Raw genomic sequence first — 23,656 nt, 5'->3', positions numbered from 1 at the left:
AAATTGAAGGAGGAAGGTATAGCCAATATGCTATTGGCAACTAGTCATGCGTTTCATTCGACCATGATGAATCCCATATTGGATACTTTTGAAAAAGAAGTTCAAAAAATGGAATTGAATGCCCCTAGAATTCCTATCATATCCACAGCAACTGGAAAATGGATGAGCAAGGAAGAGGCAACAAATCCAAAATATTGGACCAATCATTTGCGGGATGCCGTTAAATTCTCACAGGCGCTGGATACTATAATAGAACTTGATGAAAACACAGTACTTTTGGAAGTGGGACCGGGAAGAGCTCTATCAACATTGGCACGACAGAAAAAAGCAGGCAAAAGCATCACTCCCATTTCCTCTTTAACAGCTCCAAAAGATCAGGAAGATTCGTATCACACAATACTTACTGCTCTTGGAGAGCTTTGGATCAATGGACACGAACCTGATTGGAACCTATTTTACAAAGAACATGACCAACATAAGATCTGTTTACCATCTTACAGTTTTGACCGTAAACCTTGCTGGGTGGAAACACCTCAAATAGAGCAACAACAAGAAAACTTACATTTCACTAATAACACTCCGCCTACATATGATAGAGTGGATATCCCAATAAATATTGATACTTTCCATGAAAGTGGAACAAATGAAATCCCTAGTATTATGAGAAAAGACATAATCCTTCAAAAAATTTCTGAAATTATTTCCAATATATCCGGAATAGAGTTGGAGCAGGAAGATAACCAGTATAACTTTTTAGAACTGGGATTGGACTCACTGGTACTAACACAAATGGCTACTACATGCAAAAAAGAATTTGAAACGGATATTACTTTTCGTCAATTAAATGACGAATTGAATTCACCACAACTTCTTGCAGCGTATCTCGGATACCAAATTGCCTAAAGACCGATTTGCACCTGAAATTACTCACCCACAAACGGAAGTACAGGCGTCAAATACAATCCAACAGAACCATCAGTCAAATGTTCCAACATATGCACCGCCTGTTATTAATCAAAATTACTCGACTGGAAACACCAACAATTCGGCCCTTGGATTAATTGCACAACAACTTCAATTATTAGGCCAGCAGATTGACCTTATCCAAAATAACGGGCAAGTACCAATTTCCAATGTGACGGATTCACATAAAATGCAGGCACCAATGGCTGCCAATTCTACTAGTTCCAATAAGACAGAGAATATGTCCGCTCCTGGGAATACCAATAGTCATGAAGACGACCTTACAGAAGAGGAAAAAAAGGAATTGAAGAAACCTTTTGGAGCATCCCCCCGGATAGAAAAGCAATCTGCGGGAGTGAACATGGAGCAGGAAATTTATTTAAAGAAATTGACCGAACGCTATAATAAAAAAACGGCTTCCAGTAAGGCATATGCCCAACAACATCGATCCTATATGTCCGATCCAAGGGTAGTTACTGGATTTAAACCAGCTACCAAGGAGATGGTATATCCATTAGTAGTTGAAAAGTCATCTGGTAATAGATTATGGGACATAGACGGCAACGAATACATAGATGCCCTAAATGGTTTTGGATCTTGTATGTTTGGACACCAACCAGACTTCATTAAAAAGGTACTACATGAACAAATTGAATTGGGTTATGAGGTGGGTCCACAACATCCACTAGCAGGTGAGGTTTGCAAACTTCTCTGTGAATTTACTGGTCAGGATAGGGCCGCCCTCTGTAATACTGGGTCGGAAGCAGTTCTTGGCGCCATTAGAATCGCTAGAACGGTAACCGGTCGATCATTGATTGTATCGTTTAGCGGGGCCTACCATGGTATTAATGATGAGGCCTTAGTTAGAGGTTCCAAAAAATTGAAAACGTTTCCGGCAGCTGCAGGTATACTACCTGATTCCGTACAAAACGTATTGGTTTTGGAGTACGGTACTCCCGAAAGCCTTCAAATCATCAAAGAAAGGGCTCACGAACTTGCAGCCGTAGTAGTGGAACCCGTGCAAAGTAGAAGACCGGAATTCAGACCTGTTGAATTTCTTAAGGAAGTTAGAAAGATTACTGAGCAATCTGAATCTGTACTTATTTTTGACGAAGTGATCACGGGATTCAGAATGCACCCAGGAGGTGCCCAAGCCCTGTTCGGAATAAAGGCGGATCTTGGAACCTATGGAAAAGTTATAGGGGGTGGTATTTCTATTGGAGCTATCATAGGGAAAAGAAAATACATGGATGCCCTTGACGGAGGTCATTGGCAATATGGGGACAACTCCTATCCGGAGATTGGGGTAACGTACTTTGCCGGTACGTTTGTTCGCCATCCTTTAGCCCTTGCTGCCGCAAAAGCCTCTCTACTTCATATGAAAGAACAGGGAAAAGCATTACAAGACGGTCTCAATGACATGACCGAAAATTATGTTAAAGAAGTAAACCAAGAATTTGCAAAACGGGACTTACCCATGGAGATTATGTATTTCGGGTCTTTATGGCGACTTAAGTTTTTGGAAGACATTCCCTACTCTGACCTTCTATTTGTTTTAATGAGAGAAAAAGGTATTCATATTTGGGATGGCTTTCCCTGTTTTATGACGAGTGCCTTTTTGAAGGAGGACATTCAAAAAATCAAGGATGCATTTATAGAAAGTGTGGATGAATTAATCTCTATTGGAATATTTAGAGGTATTGAGGGTAACGATAAGAGCATGATGCAAGAGAATGTAAATTCGGTGAACATCGATAAAACAGACATTCAATCTCTTAATACTCCACCCGTACAGGGAGCTAAACTAGGTCTTGATGATTCGGGAATCCGGCTTGGTTTGTTCCTGATGCAAAAAAGGAAGGAGCCTTTGTTAAAATTGATTTTTAATAATTGAATAATTATAAAACCAACTATTGAATTCCCTTTAATTTCTCATTAACCAATTAGGAATGAAAAATACCGTTGATTACAATCCTTTTAGGGGTCCTGCTATACAAAGAGTAATTCCAATGATTCAGGCCCAAGCAGAGATTTGGATTGCTTGCAAGCTTGGCGGTGACGATGCCAATAGGGCCTATAATGAATCAGTTTCATTATTAATCGAAGGGTCACTCGACATAAATGCCCTACATCAAGCCATTGAAAAAATGACCGAAAGGCACGAGGCACTTAGAGCCACTTTTAATCCGAGACGGTCGTTTTATGACCGTTTTCGAATCGATTAAAATAGAGATTACCGAAAAGGATTTTTCAAATCTTGACTCCGAAGAAAGACAAAAGAGAATTAAGGATTACCTTACTGGCGATGCCCATTATGTATTTGATTTAATTAAAGATCCATTACTTAAAATTGGTTTATTAAAACTCTCCGATAATCAACATCAATTAGTTATAACGGGTCATCATATTGTATGTGATGGATGATTCATGGGAATTATTCTAGAAGAGTTGAGCGCTCAATACAATGCCATTAAAAATGGAACTTTAGCGCAAATATCCGAACCTGCATCTTTTAGTTCTTATGCTGAAGAGGAACAAATGTTCCTGAGGAGTGGAAAATTCGAGGAAACGGAAAGGTTTTGGCTAGAGCAATATAAGGGCAATGTCCCCACGGTTACTATGCCAACGGATTATCCTAGACCTCAAATAAGAACCTATAAAAGCAATCGATTAGATTTCCCTATTCCAAGTGATTTGGTAGGCAAATTGAAACAAGTTGGGATTAAGTCCGGGGCCAGTTTAGTAGTTACCTTAATGGCAGGTTTCGAGGTTTTTCTTAATCGCCTTACTGGACAAAATGATTTGGTATTAGGATTACCAGCCGCTGGTCAATCACTTCACAACAATACCCATCTCATTGGCCACTGTGTGAATTTGTTGCCTTTGCGTACGAGCATTGATACGAATACACCTTTCAATGAATATCTAAAAGATAGAAAAAATAAGATTTTTGACGCCTACGAACATCAACAGTTCAGTTTCGGACAGCTGCTTCAAAAACTAGCTATTGCCCGGGACCCATCAAGGGTTCCCTTGGTACCTGTTGCCTTCAACATTGATATGGGTATGGACAGTGCGGTTAAATTTGATGGTTTAACCCATAAATTGAATAGTAATCCTAGGGATTTTGAGGCATTTGAACTTTTTTTAAATGCTACGGGATCCGAAGGTGCCCTCATTCGGAATGGTCCTACAATACTTCTCTTTTCAGTGCTTCTAGTATTGAAAAAATGATGATTTCGTTTACGGAAGTCCTGGAGAGCATTGTTGATAATCCAACAAATCCCATCGGTGATATTATCAAAACTGATGTTTCTGCCTATGCGGAACTGAACAACACCAAAATTGATTATCCCGAAGAGCCCTTGCATGTTTTGTTGGCTAAACAGGCAAAAATAACACCCGAAAAAACTGCAATTCAGTTCGGCAATGTAGAAAATACATACAAAGAACTATACCAAAAATCTAACAATATAGCGGCCTACCTGATCGATAAAGGTATTACACCAGGTGACTTTGTCGCGGTTTCTTTACCGAAATCCATTGAATTAATCCCAATATTGATAGCGATTTTGGAAACGGGGGCTGCATATCTTCCCCTAGATCCTCAATATCCAAAGAATCGTTTGGAGTTTATGCTTGAAGATTCGGAGGCCAAATTATTGATTACTACAGAAGAACTATCACCAACTTTTAAAACAAATGTAGAGACTTTATTCCTAGGGGATATTCTTTCATCACTTTCCCAAAAGAATGGAGTAGCTCCCATGGTAGAAGTGTCAAATGATAAAGAGGCTTATATACTTTATACCTCAGGATCAACAGGAAAACCAAAGGGTGTTTCCATTACCCATAGAAACTTAGTTAATTTTCTTTTTAGCATGCTTAAGGAGCCAGGGATTAATGAAAACGATAGGTTACTTTCTGTTACTACCATATCTTTTGATATTGCAGGACTTGAAATGTTTGTTCCTTTATTAAAAGGTGCGACTTTAGTTTTAGCTGATGAGGAAACCGCTAAAGACAGTAGATTATTATGGGATGTTTTAAATAATGAAAATATCACCATGATGCAGGCAACTCCAACTACATGGCAAATGTTATTGGAAACTGGCTGGAATAAACGGTTACCTTTAAAAGCTCTGTGTGGAGGGGAAGCTCTTCCCTTGGTTCTAGCTAAAAATTTATTGGAGAAAGTAGATGAACTATGGAATATGTACGGGCCCACCGAGACAACTATTTGGTCTGCAGTAAATCGTATATTGGAATCGGATGAAGTTATTAGTATTGGTAGACCGATTGCCAATACCCGCATTTATATAGTAGATGAGCAAAACAGACTAGTGGAACCCGGTAAAACTGGTGAACTATGTATAGCTGGTGATGGAGTAGCAAGGGGATACTGGAAACGTCCGAACTTACTTCTGAAAAATTCATAAAAAACCCTTTTGAAATTGAATTAGGCCCAATTCTGTACAAAACCGGTGACTTAGCAAAATTATCTCCAAATGGTAATCTTATTTGTTTGGGAAGAATAGATCAACAAGTAAAAATAAGAGGTCATCGCATCGAATTAGGTGAAATAGAAAAGGAATTGGATTCCCTCATGGATGTAAAGAGCTCAGTGGTTTTGGTAACTGACAATCTTTTGGAGGCTTGCGTGATACTTTCTTCTTCAGAGGCTATAAATTCAAACCAAATAGATTCTTGGAAGAAGGCTCTCAAGGGACATCTACCAGCCTATATGGTTCCCCAAAAATATCACTTCGTTAAAGAATTTCCGCTTACTCTTAATGGAAAAATTGACCGTAAAACTCTTGGTTCACAGCTAAAGAAAAATTTTAATGTATCCACTTTTAATCATCCAAAAAGCCAGTTGGAAAAACAGATTTCCGAAATATGGCAAAAACATTTGGGTATTGAAAAAATTGACATAAGCCGAATTTCTTTGAACTGGGGGGGCATTCTCTCATTGCAGTAAGGGTAATGACTCAACTTGAAAAAGAAACAGGTAATAGACTACCGCTTGCAGCTCTTCTGCAAAATCCTACAATCAAGGAATTGGCGGCTTATGTTGAAAAAGAATCTTTTTCATGGGATTGTTTGGTACCAATAAAATCTTCCGGAACTAAACCTCCCTTGTATATTGTTCATGGGGCCCATCACAATGTTGTAATATTCCATGAGCTAGCAAAAAATTTAAGTGATGACCAACCAGTATATGGATTACAACCTAAAGGTTTGGATGGGCTACAAGAGCCTCATAAATCTATAGATGAAATGGCAAATGCCTATGTAAAGGAAATTATTGCCCGGAATCCTGATGGGCCATACTGTTTGGCAGGTTTTTCACTTGGAGGGATTATAGCATTTGAAATGGCCCGTAAATTAATAGAACAAGGTAAAATTGTGAAAATGCTGGCCGAGTTAGATTCTTATGTTTTTCCTATTTATTATTATAAGAATCCAATAAGAAAAAAAATAGTATCAATTGGATATTTTGTTGGTAAAGTTGGATTCATATTCGCCAATATGTTTAGTAGTAATAAAAACTTTAAACGTAGGATAGGTTTAATCAGCACAATGTTTAAAGGATTATACCTAAGGTTAAAGTTAGGAAGGGAGAAACAGTATGAGCAACAGTTCAATCGCTCCTTAAAAATAGAAATCAATCATAATAAAGCTACTGAAAAATATACAATTGTCCCTATGGATATCGTGATAGATTTATTTAGATCATCTGAAGAGATTAATTTCGTTCATGATATGGATTTGCTTGGGTGGAAAAATATAGCTAAAAAAGGTATTCGAAAACATTTGGTTCCAGGGAACCATATCGATATGTTCGAAAAACCAAATGTTGTGATATTTGCTGAAAAATTGCAATACGCCTTGGATACCTATAATGTAGATAGTTTTGAATAATCTCCTTTGTGGTAACATCCAAATACTCAAGACTAAGGCTGAATTTCAGAATTTAGGAAATAAAAGCAATTTCGGTATAAGGATTTTCAAAATCTTCATACCAGATTATGTACATTCTATTACTTCACTAATAGAAAATTTGGACAATGAGGAAAGGCTTCGTGCAGGAAGGTATCATTTTGATGCAGACCGAAATAGATTTATTATTTCAAGGTCCTTTCTAAAAATACTTCTTGCTAAAGAAATAGGTCTGAATGCAACTGAAGTTAAAATTGAAAAAAATTCGTTTGATAAACCCTATCTTCCTTCACATCCCAGTTTATATTTTAATATTTCACATTCAGGGGATTTTATATTGATAATTATTGGTGATAAAAAGGTCGGTATTGATATTGAAAAAATAAACCATACCCGAACTTTTCAGATATACTCCCTACTATTTTCAGCAAATACGAAATAGATGAATTATTGATAAGCTCCAATAAGACTTTGACCTTTTACAAATTCTCGACACGTAAAGAAGCTATCCTAAAAGCTATTGGTAAAGGAATTAACGTAGATTTAAAAAGTATAACTGTAACGGATGGCGAACATTTAGTACCCACTAATATTCTAAGCCAAAAGAGTCAATTCGTTATATTAAGTTTTGAGGTTGATGAGCACCATGTGGGTGCTATGGCATTTGAAGGGGTATACGATAATTCAGCTGAACATATGCCTTTTAGCCAATTGCCAAGATTATAAGTTTTAGAATGCCCAAACTAACCAATAGATAAGATATAAATGTCCCATAAATCATTTTGTATCTAATTTTGATTCAATTCGCTTAAAAAACTTCAATATACCACCCACCAACGGGTTCGAGATAATTTTAGCGGTCGTTTTTGAGCCAATTAATAACTTTAATTTTCTTCTGAATTTAGAAAATCCAGGTAACCATGAACTATTGAAGTGATGTATGGCATACGTATTCTTAGAACTATGAATAGTCCCTGTTTCAACATCTTTAGGACTGAAATAATCGCAAGGGAACAGAAAGAATTTGCTTTTGTCACTAATAAGTTGCTCCACATTTGTTACCTGTTCAGGAGTCATTTCAACCAATTCTTTTTCCTGCTTTAATTGTTTTTTAAGGATGGCAGGTAAAATGGTAATATCATATTTTCCATCTTCTTTCACAAAGGATCGACCATCATAGTGCTGCAGACAAAGTTTTAACCAATCTGAATTCTTTTCGGCACCAAAGACGGCAGCTTCAATGATATTCGCATGTTCCAAACCGGCAAAATACGGTAAGTGCAAAAGATCATCAAATCTCTTAAGAACCTGCACGTCCGTATCCAAGTAAATACCACCATATTTATGTACCGCATAGAGCCTTACAATATCGGACGCAAATGCATATTTTTTCTTATCAAAAGCTTCTTTTGCAAAAGGCCACTGATTCAAATCAAATCGGTTAGTATCCCAAAGCATGAACTCATAATCCGGCAACATTTCCTTCCATGAGGCTAAATTTCTCTTTATGTCTTGAGGAAATTCTTCTCCGCTCAACCAACAATAATGAATGATTTTGGGTATCATGAGATCTTTTCTAAAATTTATAGTAGCAAATATGTTACGAAAATACCTTTAAAAAGAATTAATCTGGAATTAAAACGTTCAAAATAAGTTTAAACAAGACAATCATCTTTAGTAGTGGACAATACTGTATAGTATCATCGTTGAATCTAATAAAAACAACATTCATGGAAGACTTTTTTGAAATTAAAAAGGCCATACTTTTTAAAGTATGGCCTTCGAAAATATTCTTACTAATCTTAATTTATAACCAATCTTTTTGAAACAGGTTCATTATTAGCGAACATAACGGTCACTACATAAACCTCGTTCCTGTAGGTGTTGGTTGGCAAGCGTAATACAGTTCCTTCCAAAACTTCATCCAGCATAAATTGCCTAATCAATCTGCCCGACATATCATGTAACATAACTCCCGAATTTGATCTAAATCAAAATTCTCGCTCATAACCACATCTACATAATTAGTAGTTGGGTTTGGAGCCAATACGAATTCGAAATCCGGTTCTTCTTGAGCAACGTTTTCCTCGCTTACTGTAATGGTAATCTGATCGGTAGATTGCAAACCACCTTCATCAATAACAGTTAGAATTACCGTATACTCCCCAATTTCATTGAAGGTATATATAGGATTAACATCAGCGGAAGTATTTCCATCCCCAAAATCCCAATTGTATGTGACTATACCAACATCATCTGTACTCTGATTCACGGTAAAGGCAACCTCCAATGGAACTTCCCCACTACTAATATTGGATGTGGCCACAGCTACTGGAGCCATATTGGTCGATGGATTAACTGTAATTGTAATAGTATCCGTATCTTCCAAACCATTAGCATCCGCTACTGTCAAAACTACTTGGTAGGTCCCTTCCCCAACGAAGGTATGTATTGGATTCATATCCGAAGATGAAGAACCATCCCCAAAATCCCAAGAATAGGTACTAATACCAACATCATCCGTACTTTGGTCACCTGTAAAGGAAACTTCCAACGGTACCGTTCCTTCTGAAATATCCGCAGTGGCCACCGCAATAGGTGCTCCATTAGGATCACTTGCGGTTATAGTAATCGTATCCGAGTCCTCTAACCCTCCATCATCTGTAACCGTCAAGGTTACCGTATAGACATCAGCCGTGGCAAATGTATGGGTTGGATTTGGAAGATTGGAAGTAGTACCATCACCAAAGTCCCAGCTATACGTTGCGATTCCAATGTCATCCGTACTTTGGTCTCCTGTAAAGGTTACGTCCAAAGGAGCATTCCCTTCAAAAATGTCAGAAGAAGCAACTGCAACGGGAGCACCATTCTCATTTACGACGATTTCTAACGTAGTTGTATCCTGTAATCCTCCATCATCCGTAACAGTCAAGCTCACAGTGTAAGTTCCTGGGGAACTAAAAGTTTGAACTGGGTTTGCCAGTGTTGAATTTCCACTGTTACCAAAATCCCAATCATAGGATATTACCGCAACATCGTCAGTAGACTGGTCACCTGTGAAAGATACTTCCAAAGGAGCATTCCCTTCCAGCACACTTGCAGAAGCTACGGCCGTTGGGCCAGCGTTCACATTTATGGTAATAATATCGCTTTCATCCGAATAGCCATCACCATCTGTCACGGTTAACAATACTTGATAGGTGCCTCCATCGGCAAAAGTATAAGATGGATTTAGCTCTGTTGAAGTTTCGCCATTACCAAAGTCCCACAAATAATCAACGATATCATTTTTGTCATCCGTTGAAGCACTTCCTGTGAACTGAACGGTCAAAGGTGCGTTTCCACTCGTTATATCAGCGGTGGCAATTGCTTCAGGTGGGAAACCTGTTGGTAAAAATCTCCACCTATAAAAATCACTACCATCTTCCGCATCTACGATGACATTTCCATCTGGTGCCACAGTTAAATAATATCCTCCAGGAAGTACACTAATTATAAAGTATGTACCATCACCGGCATCAACCACTTCAAACAATTGGGCAATATTCCCATTACCTGTATACATCCAAACATTGGCTCCTGCATTCCGGTTTCCATTCTCAATATCCACTACAAAGTTTCCATGTATTGCCCTAATACTATACTGATCATTGCCCATAGGCAGCAATTCAAAATGTTGATAGCTTGAGGCATCATAGGTACCTGTTACAAAATTGGTATCCCTTGTTAAACCACCATTTTCAGGCATTAAACTTTCCGTATTACCAACATTTTGCAATCTGTAAATACCTTGTCTAGGTGCGCCATTACCACCATCATTATCATAGTTTAGTCCTGCCACAGTATCACCTACGCCTCCATCATAATTCGTATCAATGATAGGGTCTATAACGACGGCTTCTACAGTATAATCTTGAATTCCATCCACATCGTCATCATTCACGCCAGTTACGGTAATAGTCCGGGGCACATCCCAATTACCTGGTTCAAATGTAAGTTGTGCAGTCGACAATGTAACTTCGTCCGCCCCCACAGTAACCATTATGCCAACTGTTACGGTGGCAGTAGGTGCTTCCGTCAGCACAACCGTGAAGGTATCGGTATCTCCATCCTCATCTGTATACAGATCATTCTTGTTAATTGAGACCCCGCCATTACCTGGTGTTTGAATTTCCTTAAATTCCCATCTAAAAATATCCCCACCATTGTCTACATTGACACTTATGTTTCCGTCAGGTTCAATACCTAGATAATGTCCACCAAGATCACTAATAATATGATAAGTTCCGTTACCTGCATCCTGAATCGTCCATAGCTGGGAAATCGTTCCGTTATAAGCAAAATGCCAAACATTAGTTCCAGGATTTGCATTGCCCAACTCAACATCTACCGCTTTACCGCTATGCTGAGCAATCAATGAATAGAGACCGTTATCCTCGTACCTTAATTCGAACTGTTCATGGGTACCTGCCTGGTATAAACCCTGTTCGATATTCACACTACTTGCTATGTCCTCATCCATGACTTCCATTGACAGACCACTGGACACATTAATTATCCTATAAATGCCTGGAGCTGGTGGAGCACCTCCACCGCCTTCATTATCCTCATTGTAGCCACCTACTATTTCTTCAAATCCTGCATAGGCTGCATCACTTCGTGCATTATCGACAGAAAAGCGAATGTCATAATACTGAACCCCATCCACGTCCAAATCGTCCAAACCGGTAATCGTTAGTATTTGGGGAGTATCCCAATTTCCAGCTGTAAATGTAAATTCTGTTTCGGATAGGGAATATTCATCCGTGTTCCCAACACCTTCAATCAAAACCACTACATCATCTACAGGTGCCGTCATTAACGATACACCTAAATTGTCCGTTGCACCATCCTCGTTGGTAATAACAAGGGATTTATCAACTTCAATCCCTATGGTAAATGGGGCGCTGGTGGGCAGAAATTCCCATCTTAGGGCATCGCTTCCGTCGTTTTCGACCACCAATACATTCCCTGAGGCATCTTGCCCTAAGAAATAATCGGATATCTTATTAACTAAATTGAACGTGCCATCACCTGCATCAAGTAATTCGAACGTTTGGGAAACAGTACCATTGGAAGTATATTGCCATACGTTGGCATTAGGTTGAGTATTTCCATTTTGAACATCCAAATATCTATTACTGTGTAAGGCACGCAGTTCAAAAAAACCATCTAGTCGCTCTTCCGGAGCAAAATGCTGATAGGACAGGCCTTCATAACTTCCTACATCCACATTCTGTCCATTAGAGGTACTACCACTGGAAACTTGTAGGGTTTCACCACTGGCACGGTTCACAATACGATACTCCCCTTCTGCCGGAAGCGGAGCAGGTGGTTGTAGCTGATTAATCCAAGCTTCCAATAATGCCACACCTTCCGTATCTACAATTCCCTTTGCCAAAGGTGGCATCATAATTCCAGGGTCAATGCTGTTAGCCCTATGATACACTTGTGACTTGGATGCGTCCCCGGCATACACTATTTGTTGGTCCAGTCCCATTGCTGGTATGGTTTGATTCATGCCAGCAGTTAATAGTCCTGTTTGGGAAAGTGTATTGAAAAGTCTTAAATCAAAATCAGCCCTATTACCTGTCGCCGGTTGGTGGCAATAAGCGCAATTATTGTCTAAATACGTTCTTGCTTTCTCATCTAAAGTTGCGTTAAGATCATTAATGGATTTATGGGTCAAATACCCTGGAGTATCCGTATCCGTTATAGTCTCGGTTCAATATTCCCAACGTACTTAACGTAACCAACTGGTTTCCTACGGTACCTCCCTTTTCCGCATAGTCAAAATCCTTGTTCAAGGAACGGGTTCTTGATCCCAAGGTACCTCCCAGTGCAGGATTATGACAGGAAATACATTGCGTATTGGAAGGGTATAACCACTCCACATTCCGGGTTCCCCCTCCAACGGTAGATACGGGTATAGTGACAGTATCACCAACTGTCATATCCACCAAATCAGCATCACTTTCATCCGGCCTCCATTTATAAGTCAAAAAGTAAAAGTTACCATCTGTACTTTTAACAGAAAAACGGGTCTCTATTTTACGTGTAACCGACGGGTCGTTATCGTCTATCGGGTAATCAAAATGTTTTACCAAAATAGATCCAATTGGGAAACCCCAATCTCCGTTTTCAGACCATTGAATTTGCTCCGCAGCCGTGTTATGAGATCCATCATTTGGTATGGCCATCCATCTAGTTTTGTAGGCTCCGTCCGACCAAAAGGGATCAATCATTTCATAGGGTATAAATCCTTCTGCAACCACTAAGTTCTGAACATCCGTGAAAACTCCTGTAGCCGATAATGTTGCAGGTGCGGATGCTTGTGTAATTGAAGACCTCATTCTATATAAAGGCACGTTATTGCCTAATCTTAAAAAATAGAGCTCTCCTTGTACATCCTGACCAAAAGAAATAACTTGTGTGGACCAAAATCACCTAATAACTGCTTTTCGCCCGTACCTGTATCAATTTGCCATATTGTATTTTGTGCATAATCAGCGGCAATATATTTACCTACCAATTCAGGCATATTACTACCCCTATATACATACCCTCCTATAATGGAACTTGCTTCACTCCTTACAAACTGGGTCAATGGAGGAGTATGAACATTACTTAAGGGATTAAGTGGGGTTCCACAATAATCACGTAAGGCATTTGCCTCATATTTGGGCCAACCATAATTATTTCCAGCACCTACCACGTTGATTTCCTCATGGGTATTTTCACCTACTTCACCAATATAGAAAATACCCGTACCCCTATCCTTGGTCATACGATGCGGATTTCTGTGTCCAATAGAATAGTACTCTTCAAATGTAGCTCCTCCCGGGCTTGGAAAAGGATTATCATTTGGAATGAAATATTCAATTCCTGAAAACTCATCTGCATCTCCGGCACCGGGATCAGATAGTGTTCTTATGGGGGCATGACTTGTACCTCCTCCAATCATGTCCACATCCAAACGCAGCACACCTCCATCTAAATTCTCATCTAATTCCTGTGCATTGACATAAGCGGCTTGATCACCTGTGGATAAATATAAAAACCCATCATCACCAAATTCCATACCACCACCCCTATGAGTGGTATTATACATTCTTCTGTTGATCATTGTAACCCTTGAATTCGCAACAAAATTCATGGTTATAGGATCCACCTCAAAACGCTCTAGTATTAAGTAGTTCCCTGAAAAAGTCTCTACATTACATGAAAAACCCTGGGGCCCGCCAAGTGTTGGGTTGTCCGAAGCGGTCGTGTAATAAATAAAAAAATAATTCTTACCAGGGGTCGTCCCAAATTCCGGATGAATGGCCAAACCTAAAAATCCTCCATCCCAAACCTGACCTTCGTTACGATCTCCAACTTCAGCAGAAAGATCAATGATTTGCTGCTTAACCGTAGTATTATTGGCAGCTCCAATCGAAAATACCTTTCCATCCAATTGACCCACAACAATCTTGGCTTGGTTTGGCACCGGACTAAAAGTTATGGGTGAGTCAAAAGTTAAATTTGGAAATGCTACCTCATAAGGGTCGTAGAAGTTCCGGTTGGCGTGAATGCCGTATCCGTCCATGGGTCAAAAGGTTCTGGGTTCGTTAGACCAGGTCCAAAAAACATAGAGATCGAATCCTGTTAAAATGACCGCGAAACCAATAACACCGGATAAATAGAAGTAATTCCGTATTTTCTTTGAATTAGTAGTGTAATTCTTTTTCATAGCAATAAGTCAATAGTAAGTAAATGAGACCACAAAAAAAACCATTGTTAAGCGGTTTTTAGATTAATATCGTTCAATGACCCCATAAAAACGTTTAATTTCAACCGCGCAAATTTAAGCCACTGCGAGTTCAAAAAGAAACCTTTGGGCCTACAAAAGAAGTAGTTATCAACAATATTATGAAATGAGTTACGTTAAAGTTTCCAAAGGAGGAATGGCAGAGTGGTTTATTGCAAATAACAACCTTAGTTGTTATTGAGGTTAACGCCTCCGAGGGTTCGAATCCCTACTTCCTCCGCAAAAAAAGCCCGTCCTCCACGGGCTTTTTTTCTTAAAAACTCGAACAAAGGGAATGTAATCGAACAAATGAGAAACTTTATCAAATTTTTGGCTTCGAGCATTGTCCTTAGAATATTAATAAAGTAATTTACACCAAATTTCAAAAGAAAATGTCCATAAAAATTGCCTTTATAGGAGCAGGTATTGCCACAAGTTATACCCTAATTCCATTCCTTGATAAGTACCCAAAACAAAAAAACTCGCCGCTAGAACTATACATTATAGATAAAAGTAATGATTTCTTCAAGGGTATGCCCTACGGCGACCGTTCAGGCAAATCAGTTTTATTGATTCAGGATCTTAAAAATTTTATATCTGAACCCCATAGATCGCATTTTAAAAATTGGTTAAATGAAAATATTGATGCTCTTCAAGAAGAGTTTATTAAAAATGGCGGTCATTTAGCCAAAAAGTGGGTTGAAAAAAACAGCCCAATATATCTTTCTCGGAGATTGGGATGATCTGTATATACCAAGATTCTTTTTTGGAAGATACATAAGCCAGGAAGTCCGAGAAACGAATAGAAGACCGAACCGAGGAAGGTCATTTAAAAGTATACTACCTACAGAAGGAAACTACGGGTGTATCTAAACATAGAGACCATTTTGAAATTAATTTCAAGGATGGTTCAAATCTAGAAGTGAATAAAACCATTTTATCCATGGGTTCCCTGCCTTATAAGAAACTTTATCAAAAGTCGATTAAGAATCCGCTAAACTCACTTTATATTAAAGAGCCCTATGGCGTAGGTATGGAGGAGAATATGAATCGGATTGTCGACTTTGTAACGGCAAGAAGAGAAAAAGGTATAGAAACAAAGATTGCCATTTTAGGAGCAAATGCCAGCGGGTTGGAGATGATCTATAAAATCTGTGACAAACTGCCAATGGATGAATTTCAAACATCATTTGCCACTCTATCCTCACATGGTGTTATGCCGAGATGGAACTATCGACCTAGAAAAGGCCAAATCATTTAGACCGTTGCATTTGGAAACATTAGCCAGCGCTAATAATATTAGTGCCGAATTAATTTCAGAGGCAGCGCACAAGGATATTGATGAGGCCGAGCGATTGGGAATTGGTGCAGCAACATCGGTTGGAATTATATCAAAAGGCTTTGGCTCCTTGTTGCCAAAATTGAATAGGGAGGAACTTCTCAACTTTGCATGCTTTCATGGAAATCAGATTGGCCGAAGACAACGTTGTGCAGGAAATCACTATCTATCAGTTGTTCAAGAACTTACAAAAAGAAAAAGATTCAAACACATCAAAGGTCGCTTTTTATCTTTAGAGGAAGTAAATGAGGGATTAGACCTAAGGTATAAGGTCGAGCAAAGTGAAAATAATGCATTGGAAGGTCAAGAAAACTTTAACTTAATAATCAATTGCCTTGGTAGTATTAATTTGTCTTCAGATGACCTTGGCCCCTTGCTTCAAAATTTAATACAGGATGGCTTATGTAAGCCAAATCCTTCCAATATTGGCTTTCATATTGATGATAAAATGCAGGCCTCGGAGAATCTTTTTATAGCTGGACCTCTGTTGGCCGGGAACCAAATAGAGGACAAAATCTTTTGGCATTTGGAACACTGTATTCGAATTATTTGGTCGAGCTCCGTACTTTCAAAAAATTTACAGAACAGTTTAAACTAGGAAATTGAACATTATCCTTAAAAGTAAATGGGCCAATTTTACTTTTAATACGGATAACCAAACATAATAGGAATGGTATCTTTGGATCAGCGAATAATTAAAATTCATGGCCCCCAAAACTACTCAATTTTCATTCCTATGGCTACTATTTTCGTTCATAGGAGATTTCCTGATAGCCCAAATATCCTACGAAAGCGCCTTTCCGGAACTATCCTTTAATTTTCCGGTCGAATTGGAATCATCAATAGATGGGAGCAATCGACTTTTTGTTGTGGAGCAAGCCGGTTTAATTAAGGTTTTTCAGAATAGACCGGAAACCACAATTTCCGAAGTTTCCGTCTTTCTTGATATTAGGGATAAAGTCTCATTTAGTTCGGGTCAGGAAATTGGTCTTTTAGGCATGGCCTTCCATCCACAATTTCAATCTAATGGATATGTTTTTGTTTATTATATTGACCAACCTAATGAATATTACCGGATAAATATTTCTAGATTCGAGGTGTCAGAGTCCGACCCAAATAGCCTTAATACTGAAAGTGAATTTATCATTGCCCAGTTCACCAAGGATACCGGAGACTCCAACCATAACGGGGGTAAAATTGCATTTGGCCCCGATGGATATCTTTATGCAACCATTGGAGACGGAGGTGGTGCTGGGGACCTCGAGGAAATGGGCAAAACTTGGAAACGGTTTTTGGAAGTATGATTCGTTTGGATGTTGACCTTAATGGGGACAATCCTTTGGAAACGAACCCAGCAGAACCCAATGGCCGTTATGAAATTCCCAGCGATAATCCACGAGTTAATCTTACCGGACTAGATGAACTATATGCATGGGGGCTACGTAATACATGGAAATTTTCGTTTGATGCCCAAGGTCGAATCCGGGCGGCGGATGTAGGCGGAACCTGTATGAGGAAATAAACATTATACAAAAAGGTGGGAACTATGGCTGGAATATGTTTGAGGCAATGAGCCAGCCTAGTTACGGGGCAGGGACTGTTCTCGCTACTACACCGAGATATAAAACCTATCTATTATTACGACCAAAGTGCCGGAGATGCATCCATCACTGGAGGATATGTGTATAAAGGTAGTATTCCGGATGACAGAATGCAAAATAATTATATATATGGGGACTTTGTGTCCGGTAGGGTATGGGCATTGAAGTATGATGAAAATACACAAACCACGGATAACGAACTATTATTCCAAACTAATGGAACCTATATCTCATCTTTTGGGGAGGATGAAAACGGTGAACTTTATTTTTTAGGATACGCCGATTCGGCAAAAATTTACAAATTCACTTCAACTTCAACAGAACCTGAAGCCCAAATGGTCCAGGGAATAGGTGAATGGCGAAGTCTTGGGAGCGGCACCAATGGAACGGTAGAATGTTTGGTCGAAGACTTAAATGGCAATATTTGGGTGGGCGGTGCATTTTCTCAAGCTGGTAATATTTCTGTAAATAATTTGGCACTTTTTGATAATGAAGGTAATTGGAATAATACCATTTCCGGTACTAATGGAACTATTTTTGACATGGCCATTTCAAATGAAGGTCACCTTTTTATTGCTGGTGACTTCACAGAGGTTGGTGGAATTTCAGCAAACAATATTGCCTATTATGATGGACTTAAGTGGTATCCATTAGATACTGGAACAGATGGACCTGTAGCTAAGATTTCTTTTAATAATGCGGGAGACATCCTTTATTTGGGTGGGGTATTCACTACTGCAGGGAATTTGACTGTTAACAATATCGCCAAATGGGAAAATGGAACCTTTCAAGGTTTGGCAGATGTAAATACCGGTATTGTTGGCACTAACAATGAAATTAGGGCTATGGCCCTTGACGAAAGTGATAATTTGTTTATCGGAGGTAATTTTGACGCTGCTGGAGGTGTTCGGCCAATAGAATTGCTGCGTGGGACGGATTACAATGGAAACCCTTGGGCTCAGGTACTACAGGTTTTGTGCAGACAATAGCCATTGAGGATAATTTCGTGTATGCAGGTGGAAATTTTGTAGGTGCCGGAAACAAAACCGTTAACAGAATTGCCGTATTTGATTTGTCCAATCAAGATTGGGAACCCATTGAAAATGGGGTGACTGGCAACGTTAACGATATTATATCCAAAGACAATTATATTTATGTTACTGGAACCTTCGAGGCTGCAGGAACAATAGGAAGTAGTTCAGATGAATTCAAATTTATGGGTAACATTACCCGTTGGAGCGAAAGCGATGGTTGGGAAGCCTTGGGGACAGATACCAATGTTGGAATAGACACTCGGGGCAACGCCTTAATTCACACGAATTCCAATCAAGAATTGATAGTTGGAGGAAATTTCAATCAATCAGGAGCAACGGTTAATACCAATAACATCGCCAAATGGGCACTTGAATTTGATCAAAACTCCATTGATAGTGATAGTGATGGAGTGGACGACACAATTGATGAGTGTCCGAGATACACCTCAAGGCACACAAGTTACACCAAACGGTTGTCCCATTCCTGCATTTCCAGCAGATCAATTTACTGTTGGAAGTAATGCTACAAGCTGTATTGGAACCAATACGGGCAAAATAAATATTACAAGTAAGATAGATGGGGAATTCATAGCCGTAATTACTGGAAATGATAGAAACGAATCGCTTAATTTCAACGATTCACTTATGATTGAAAACCTACCTAAGGGAAGCTACGACATTTGTATTGGATCCTCCAACGAAGAATATATTCAATCTTGCTATTCCATCATAGTACAAGAACCTGAGCCTCTTAGCGTAACGACTTCAATGGACTTCGTGAATAAAACGGTTACACTAAAAGTAAGTGGCAGCACAAACTATATCATACAATTAAATGAGGAAACCATAGAAAGTAGTTTGAATTCAATTACTTTACCATTGGATAGGATCAACAACGAATTGGTTGTAACATCCAAAGAATGCCAAGGAACTTATACCGAGACCATCATTTTAGAGGATTCCTTAATAGCCTTTCCCAATCCTTTTGATACTTTCCTGAATATAGATGTATCCAATATTCCGGAAGGGAGCATGGAAATAAAAATATTTGATATTACTGGAAAATTGGTTTTTAATGATAAATTTACGGTTGAAGAAAACATAAGGCCAATAAACACAAGTAGTTTTAAAAGTGGGTTTTACTTTGCACAGCTTACTATCGGTGAAGTAAAAAAAGTCATTAAAGTATTTAAGTCATGAAAAAAAAAATAGGGCTATTTTTCTTTACAATCGCCCTAGTTAATTGTAGCGCGGATAGTGACCTTGTGGATATCCTTGCCCCAAGTACCGTTATTAACCTGACTTTTCCAAAAAATCTATCTGAATGCACCGAAGGCACTTGGGTTTCAGACACTGAAAGTGAACTAACTTTTCTTTGGGAAAAAATAGATATTGTAGAAACCTACAAAATGACCCTAACCGATTTAAACAACTCCGAAACTCAAGAATTGGAAAGTACGGAGGCCCAGTTAAAAGTAACTTTAAAAAGAGGTACTCCTTATTCTTGGAACATTTCCTCTGCTTCCAATCCAAACAAAATACGAAGTGAAACCTGGGTTTTCTTTAATGAGGGTCCCGGATTGGAAACATTTGCCCCAACCCCCGCAATCGCGCTATCTCCAGTAAGTGGGGCATCTATTTCTGCTACGAGTACGGTCGTGAACCTTAGATGGAAAGCAGAAGATTTTGACAATGATATTATTGGTTATGATATCTATTTTGGAGAGAACAATGACCCTGGCATATTTGAAACGGACTTGGAAAACCCTCAATTTAATGACATTCCTGTGACCTCTCGGAAAAACATATTATTGGAAAATAGTAACTAAGGACAGCGTTGGTCATGAATCTATTTCTCCAATTTTTTATTTTTCTGTTGGATAATACTTTTACATACTTATGTTTTAAAATTTAAAAATAAAAAAACCGTTCCATTAGGAACGGCTTTATTCAAATTCTTGTTTAACGGTTTAAAATTCCACTACCTCAAACTCTGTCCTCCTGTTTTCCTGATGCTGGGCCTCGGTACATTTAACGCCGTCGGCACAATGATTAGCGAGTTCTGTTTCGCCCCTTGCTTTACCAACCAAACGTTCACGGTGCTATACCTCTATCTTGTAGATAGCCAATAGTACGCTCCAGCCTTTTTTCTGATAACCATTGGTTATATGTAGCAGAACCGCGGGCATCTGTATGCGCTGAAATTTCAAGAATAACGGAATCATAGTTATTTAAAATCTCGGTAAGGCTATTCAGTAATTCTTCGTCCTTAGAAGTTAGATAGGAAGAATTCAACATAAAATAAACTTTTCCTAAGCCGTTTATCTGTTCTTGAATATTTCTTAACTCTGCCTCCCTTTTTTCCTTAGCAGCTTTTTCAGCGGCGGCTAATTCAGCAGCCTCCTTTTCCCTTTTTAATCGTTCCGCCAATAAAGCTTCTTCTCTTTGTCTATTTACCTCTGCAATGGAGTCCGCTTGCCTTTGTTTTTCCTTTTCAATGGCAGCCAACAATTCCATCTTTTCTTCACCTCTTTTTGAAAGTCCTTTTTCAATGCCGAATTGATACACAACACCTACTGCATGCTGGATGTGGTTGGTGGCGCCATCTGATTGACTCATGGCCCATTTACCGGAGGAATTAAAATCCAGTCCCCATTTATCCGAAAACCAAGTTCTAAAACCGACAATGGCGTTATAGGTGCCTCTTCCCAAGTTATTGGCTTCCGTATATCCTGCACCAACCCCTACATAAGGATCGAACCATCCTGTTTCCCCTATAATTTTGTTCAAATCATATGTAACACGTGCATCCAAAGCATAGTAATTCGATTCTTCTTGGTTAACCTGTGCATCTATGATTTTTCCCTCTTTATACTTATTAATGGTACCAATGGCCTCTAAACCTAGGCCACTTTTAAAATACCTACCCAAACTGACCCTCGAAGGATACGGTAAAATGTTCCACTCGTCATTAAAATTAAATAAACCATCAAAAACATTACCGGAATCGTCAACAGCATTAAATCCGATACCTACCATCCATGAACTTTCAATGATACTGTCTTTGGAAGTAATTTGGAGGTCTTCTTGTGCCAGAGACGAATTGACCATGGCAATAATCATCATAACTGAAAATAAAAATCGGTTCTCATGTCCATTAAATTTGGGTATTACAATGTAAAATTATGACATTAAAAACTATGTTTCAAAAAAGTCCTTTGTAAGGTAATTTTTATCGTTTGATAGATGTATTCCTATAATTTTCCGATGTAATCTACTTGATTTTTATGTCCTTAGATGTTTTAGGAATGCTGTAGATAAAAAATGGAGTTACTATTGCCGTATTGTCATTTCCGGAAGTTTGCTTTCTTTTTTTCAAGAAAAGCGTTTCTTTTGAGGATTTTCCCATTGTTACATCTCGGCTCATTACTAGTAGTTTCACCTTTTAAGCGGATGATAATCGTTTTTCTTTCAAAATCAACTTTTGGAATTGGAATCCCGGGTTTTCTGGTTCTATTGATTTTTCCAAAAAAAGCCTCAAAATCTGACTTACTATCTATTTTAATCAACTGTTCTTTCTCATAGCCACTATGATCTCCTTTAAGAACAAGTTCCATTTGTTCCTTTCCATTCTCCCCAGATTGAACTTTTTCCTGACTTTTGCAACTGCATAGACAAACTACTAAAACAGATATAGCCAATAAGGACTTAGACATTTTTCAGTCGGCTTTTATAAGCTCTTTCATAGACCTCCTCATATAAAGGCAACACTTTTAAAATATCAAACTTTTCGGCTTCTCTAACCGCATTCCGTTTAAACTTTTCCAAGGTCTCATCATCACTTAAAATGTGAATGGCATTTGCGGCCATCTCCTCGATATTTCCAATATCACTTAAAAAACCAGTTATGCCATTGATATTCACTACGGTATTCCCCCAGTATTGCTCGAAATTACAGGAACCTTATTTATCATCGCTTCCAAGGCCGCCAATCCAAAACTCTCGGTTTGTGAAGGCAGAAGGAAAAGATCGGAAAAGCAGAGTATTTTATCTATTTCGTTGCTATTACCCAAAAAGATGACCTTATTAACTATACCCAAATTCTCACATAAACGCTCGGCTCCTTCCTTTTACGATTCCTCACCTACCATGATTAGCTTGGCAGGTAACTTTTTCTGTATTTCGTTAAATACCTTGATCACATCTCGGTATGCGCTTGACTTTTCTAAAATTACTTATATGAGTAACTATTCGCTCTCCTTCCTTGGCCATGGTAGATCTTTGGCAATCAGTAAAAGAAGTCTTATACTTATTCTTATCTATAAAATTTGGAATCACTTCAATTGTATTCTTAATATCGAATATCTCCAAAGTACCTTGTTTTAAACTTTCCGAAACAGAGGTAACCACATCAGATTGATTGATGCTGAAGTTCACGGCAGGTTTATAAAAAGGATGTTTTCCTACCAACGTAATATCGGTTCCATGAAGGGTAGTAACCATGGGAATATAAATTCCTTCCTCTTCCAGCATCTTTTTGGCCATATAACCCGCATATGCATGGGGAATCGCATAATGTACATGCAGCAGGTCTATGTTGTACAATTTAATGGTGTCCACCAACTTGCTCGACAAGGCTAACTCATAGGGTTGGTAATGAAATAAAGGATATTCCGGTACATGAACCTCGTGAAAATAAATGCTATTGTTCAATAGTTCCAACCTTACTGGTTGACGATACGTTACAAAATGCACCTCGTGGCCCCTATTTGCGAGTGCAATACCCAATTCTGTGGCAACCACACCACTTCCGCCAAATGTGGGGTAGCAAACAATAGCAATTTTCATCTATTCTAATTTTATTAAGTAATAGGTCAGGCACCATTTACCATAGAAAATCTTGGTCATTAACAAGGCTTATAATGGCTCTTTTTATATACAAAACTAC

At 38.7% G+C, this 23,656-nt stretch carries 24 protein-coding genes, 1 tRNA gene and 2 pseudogenes; 19 read left to right on the top strand and 8 right to left on the bottom strand.

Features of this window, described 5'->3' with window-relative positions; all coding sequences use genetic code 11:
- Positions 1–3 precede the first annotated feature (3 nt).
- The 9 genes and pseudogenes from NYZ99_RS07185 (at position 4) to NYZ99_RS07145 (ending at position 7,632) form a co-directional block, all read left to right on the top strand.
- Positions 4–903 carry an acyl carrier protein gene (locus tag NYZ99_RS07185; protein WP_260574616.1) on the top strand — a complete coding sequence of 300 codons (900 nt, stop codon included), beginning with the start codon at positions 4–6 and terminating at the stop codon, positions 901–903.
- Positions 872–2,857: an aminotransferase class III-fold pyridoxal phosphate-dependent enzyme gene (locus NYZ99_RS07180; RefSeq protein WP_260574614.1), complete on the top strand. Its 1,986-nt coding sequence runs from the start codon at positions 872–874 to the stop codon at positions 2,855–2,857. Before NYZ99_RS07185 ends, NYZ99_RS07180 begins: the two co-directional genes overlap by 32 nt.
- Positions 2,858–2,912: 55 nt before the next feature.
- Positions 2,913–3,188 (top strand): condensation domain-containing protein, encoded by a 276-nt coding sequence (locus NYZ99_RS07175; RefSeq protein WP_260574613.1) that lies wholly within the window; start codon positions 2,913–2,915, stop codon positions 3,186–3,188.
- Positions 3,166–4,197, top strand: a pseudogene (locus tag NYZ99_RS07170) (condensation domain-containing protein). The gene NYZ99_RS07175 and the pseudogene NYZ99_RS07170 overlap by 23 nt, the downstream one beginning before the upstream one ends.
- On the top strand, positions 4,194–5,402 hold the full coding sequence (locus NYZ99_RS07165; RefSeq protein ID WP_260574612.1) for an amino acid adenylation domain-containing protein: 1,209 nt from the start codon (positions 4,194–4,196) through the stop codon (positions 5,400–5,402). Before NYZ99_RS07170 ends, NYZ99_RS07165 begins: the two are co-directional and overlap by 4 nt.
- Positions 5,403–5,488: 86 nt before the next feature.
- Positions 5,489–5,944 carry an AMP-binding enzyme gene (locus NYZ99_RS07160; protein ID WP_260574610.1) on the top strand — a complete coding sequence of 152 codons (456 nt, stop codon included), beginning with the start codon at positions 5,489–5,491 and terminating at the stop codon, positions 5,942–5,944.
- Positions 5,945–5,949: 5 nt separating this feature from the next.
- A complete protein-coding gene (locus tag NYZ99_RS07155; RefSeq protein WP_260574609.1) occupies positions 5,950–6,888 on the top strand; it encodes a thioesterase domain-containing protein in 939 nt (312 codons plus the stop codon).
- A gap of 139 nt (positions 6,889–7,027) precedes the next feature.
- Positions 7,028–7,348: a 4'-phosphopantetheinyl transferase family protein gene (locus tag NYZ99_RS07150; protein ID WP_260574608.1), complete on the top strand. Its 321-nt coding sequence runs from the start codon at positions 7,028–7,030 to the stop codon at positions 7,346–7,348.
- Positions 7,349–7,356: 8 nt separating this feature from the next.
- Positions 7,357–7,632, top strand: a complete 276-nt coding sequence (locus NYZ99_RS07145) for a 4'-phosphopantetheinyl transferase family protein (RefSeq protein ID WP_260574607.1) — start codon at positions 7,357–7,359, stop codon at positions 7,630–7,632.
- A gap of 51 nt (positions 7,633–7,683) precedes the next feature.
- Here NYZ99_RS07145 and NYZ99_RS07140 read toward each other — a convergent pair whose 3' ends face one another.
- The 5 genes from NYZ99_RS07140 to NYZ99_RS07120 all read right to left on the bottom strand — a co-directional run bounded on the left by NYZ99_RS07140 (position 7,684) and on the right by NYZ99_RS07120 (position 14,533).
- Positions 7,684–8,472 carry a glycosyltransferase family 32 protein gene (locus tag NYZ99_RS07140; protein ID WP_260574605.1) on the bottom strand — a complete coding sequence of 263 codons (789 nt, stop codon included), beginning with the start codon at positions 8,470–8,472 and terminating at the stop codon, positions 7,684–7,686.
- 236 nt (positions 8,473–8,708) lie between these two features.
- On the bottom strand, positions 8,709–8,876 hold the full coding sequence (locus NYZ99_RS07135; protein ID WP_260574604.1) for a hypothetical protein: 168 nt from the start codon (positions 8,874–8,876) through the stop codon (positions 8,709–8,711).
- Entirely contained in the window at positions 8,849–12,634 is a 3,786-nt protein-coding gene (locus NYZ99_RS07130; protein WP_260574603.1) for a PKD domain-containing protein, read from the bottom strand. The genes NYZ99_RS07135 and NYZ99_RS07130 overlap by 28 nt, the downstream gene beginning before the upstream one ends.
- Complete coding sequence (locus tag NYZ99_RS07125; RefSeq protein WP_260574602.1) at positions 12,624–13,298, bottom strand: hypothetical protein; 675 nt, start codon at positions 13,296–13,298, stop codon at positions 12,624–12,626. The genes NYZ99_RS07130 and NYZ99_RS07125 overlap by 11 nt, the downstream gene beginning before the upstream one ends.
- Positions 13,299–13,327: 29 nt before the next feature.
- Positions 13,328–14,533, bottom strand: coding sequence for a PQQ-dependent sugar dehydrogenase (locus tag NYZ99_RS07120; protein ID WP_260574600.1), 1,206 nt, complete (start codon positions 14,531–14,533; stop codon positions 13,328–13,330).
- Between the two features lie 352 nt (positions 14,534–14,885).
- On the opposite strand from NYZ99_RS07120, the gene NYZ99_RS07115 reads away from it, so the two are divergent.
- The 10 genes from NYZ99_RS07115 (at position 14,886) to NYZ99_RS07070 (ending at position 20,537) form a co-directional block, all read left to right on the top strand.
- Positions 14,886–14,975, top strand: a tRNA-Leu gene (locus NYZ99_RS07115).
- Between the two features lie 151 nt (positions 14,976–15,126).
- Entirely contained in the window at positions 15,127–15,477 is a 351-nt protein-coding gene (locus NYZ99_RS07110; RefSeq protein WP_260574599.1) for an FAD/NAD(P)-binding protein, read from the top strand.
- Between the two features lie 179 nt (positions 15,478–15,656).
- Positions 15,657–15,995, top strand: coding sequence for a hypothetical protein (locus NYZ99_RS07105; RefSeq protein ID WP_260574597.1), 339 nt, complete (start codon positions 15,657–15,659; stop codon positions 15,993–15,995).
- A gap of 10 nt (positions 15,996–16,005) precedes the next feature.
- Positions 16,006–16,671: an FAD/NAD(P)-binding protein gene (locus tag NYZ99_RS07100; protein WP_260574596.1), complete on the top strand. Its 666-nt coding sequence runs from the start codon at positions 16,006–16,008 to the stop codon at positions 16,669–16,671.
- A gap of 106 nt (positions 16,672–16,777) precedes the next feature.
- Positions 16,778–17,377, top strand: a complete 600-nt coding sequence (locus NYZ99_RS07095) for a PQQ-dependent sugar dehydrogenase (protein ID WP_260574595.1) — start codon at positions 16,778–16,780, stop codon at positions 17,375–17,377.
- Positions 17,353–17,595 (top strand): hypothetical protein, encoded by a 243-nt coding sequence (locus NYZ99_RS07090; RefSeq protein WP_260574593.1) that lies wholly within the window; start codon positions 17,353–17,355, stop codon positions 17,593–17,595. The genes NYZ99_RS07095 and NYZ99_RS07090 overlap by 25 nt, the downstream gene beginning before the upstream one ends.
- A gap of 189 nt (positions 17,596–17,784) precedes the next feature.
- A complete protein-coding gene (locus NYZ99_RS07085; protein WP_260574592.1) occupies positions 17,785–18,663 on the top strand; it encodes a hypothetical protein in 879 nt (292 codons plus the stop codon).
- Positions 18,627–19,229, top strand: a complete 603-nt coding sequence (locus NYZ99_RS07080; RefSeq protein WP_260574590.1) for a hypothetical protein — start codon at positions 18,627–18,629, stop codon at positions 19,227–19,229. Before NYZ99_RS07085 ends, NYZ99_RS07080 begins: the two co-directional genes overlap by 37 nt.
- Entirely contained in the window at positions 19,135–19,908 is a 774-nt protein-coding gene (locus tag NYZ99_RS07075) for a T9SS type A sorting domain-containing protein (RefSeq protein WP_260574589.1), read from the top strand. Before NYZ99_RS07080 ends, NYZ99_RS07075 begins: the two co-directional genes overlap by 95 nt.
- Positions 19,905–20,537 carry a hypothetical protein gene (locus NYZ99_RS07070; RefSeq protein ID WP_260574588.1) on the top strand — a complete coding sequence of 211 codons (633 nt, stop codon included), beginning with the start codon at positions 19,905–19,907 and terminating at the stop codon, positions 20,535–20,537. The genes NYZ99_RS07075 and NYZ99_RS07070 overlap by 4 nt, the downstream gene beginning before the upstream one ends.
- Positions 20,538–20,802: 265 nt before the next feature.
- Here NYZ99_RS07070 and NYZ99_RS07065 read toward each other — a convergent pair whose 3' ends face one another.
- From NYZ99_RS07065 to bshA, 3 genes and pseudogenes are all read right to left on the bottom strand, one after another.
- A complete protein-coding gene (locus NYZ99_RS07065) occupies positions 20,803–21,819 on the bottom strand; it encodes an OmpA family protein (RefSeq protein WP_260574587.1) in 1,017 nt (338 codons plus the stop codon).
- 236 nt (positions 21,820–22,055) lie between these two features.
- Positions 22,056–22,424: a hypothetical protein gene (locus NYZ99_RS07060; protein ID WP_260574586.1), complete on the bottom strand. Its 369-nt coding sequence runs from the start codon at positions 22,422–22,424 to the stop codon at positions 22,056–22,058.
- Positions 22,417–23,556, bottom strand: a pseudogene (bshA, locus tag NYZ99_RS07055) (N-acetyl-alpha-D-glucosaminyl L-malate synthase BshA). Before bshA ends, NYZ99_RS07060 begins: the two are co-directional and overlap by 8 nt.
- Positions 23,557–23,656 lie beyond the last annotated feature (100 nt).

The organism is Maribacter litopenaei, assembly GCF_025244665.1.
Lineage (GTDB): Bacteria > Bacteroidota > Bacteroidia > Flavobacteriales > Flavobacteriaceae > Maribacter > Maribacter litopenaei.
Note: the sequence above shows the minus strand (reverse complement) of the source record. Positions and strands in the feature narration are given on the sequence as shown.

Bases quoted from the DNA above. Each gene is read 5' to 3' on its own strand.
- NYZ99_RS07175 (WP_260574613.1), top strand. From the start codon at position 2,913: ATGAAAAATACCGTTGATTACAATCCTTTTAGGGGTCCTGCTATACAA.
- NYZ99_RS07165 (WP_260574612.1), top strand. From the start codon at position 4,194: ATGATGATTTCGTTTACGGAAGTCCTGGAGAGCATTGTTGATAATCCA.
- NYZ99_RS07155 (WP_260574609.1), top strand. From the start codon at position 5,950: ATGACTCAACTTGAAAAAGAAACAGGTAATAGACTACCGCTTGCAGCT.
- NYZ99_RS07140 (WP_260574605.1), bottom strand. From the start codon at position 8,472: ATGATACCCAAAATCATTCATTATTGTTGGTTGAGCGGAGAAGAATTT.
- NYZ99_RS07135 (WP_260574604.1), bottom strand. From the start codon at position 8,876: ATGTTACATGATATGTCGGGCAGATTGATTAGGCAATTTATGCTGGAT.
- NYZ99_RS07125 (WP_260574602.1), bottom strand. From the start codon at position 13,298: ATGAGGTCTTCAATTACACAAGCATCCGCACCTGCAACATTATCGGCT.
- NYZ99_RS07120 (WP_260574600.1), bottom strand. From the start codon at position 14,533: ATGGACGGATACGGCATTCACGCCAACCGGAACTTCTACGACCCTTAT.
- NYZ99_RS07110 (WP_260574599.1), top strand. From the start codon at position 15,127: ATGTCCATAAAAATTGCCTTTATAGGAGCAGGTATTGCCACAAGTTAT.
- NYZ99_RS07095 (WP_260574595.1), top strand. From the start codon at position 16,778: ATGGCCCCCAAAACTACTCAATTTTCATTCCTATGGCTACTATTTTCG.
- NYZ99_RS07085 (WP_260574592.1), top strand. From the start codon at position 17,785: ATGCAAAATAATTATATATATGGGGACTTTGTGTCCGGTAGGGTATGG.
- NYZ99_RS07075 (WP_260574589.1), top strand. From the start codon at position 19,135: ATGAGTGTCCGAGATACACCTCAAGGCACACAAGTTACACCAAACGGT.
- NYZ99_RS07070 (WP_260574588.1), top strand. From the start codon at position 19,905: ATGAAAAAAAAAATAGGGCTATTTTTCTTTACAATCGCCCTAGTTAAT.
- NYZ99_RS07065 (WP_260574587.1), bottom strand. From the start codon at position 21,819: ATGGTCAATTCGTCTCTGGCACAAGAAGACCTCCAAATTACTTCCAAA.
- NYZ99_RS07060 (WP_260574586.1), bottom strand. From the start codon at position 22,424: ATGTCTAAGTCCTTATTGGCTATATCTGTTTTAGTAGTTTGTCTATGC.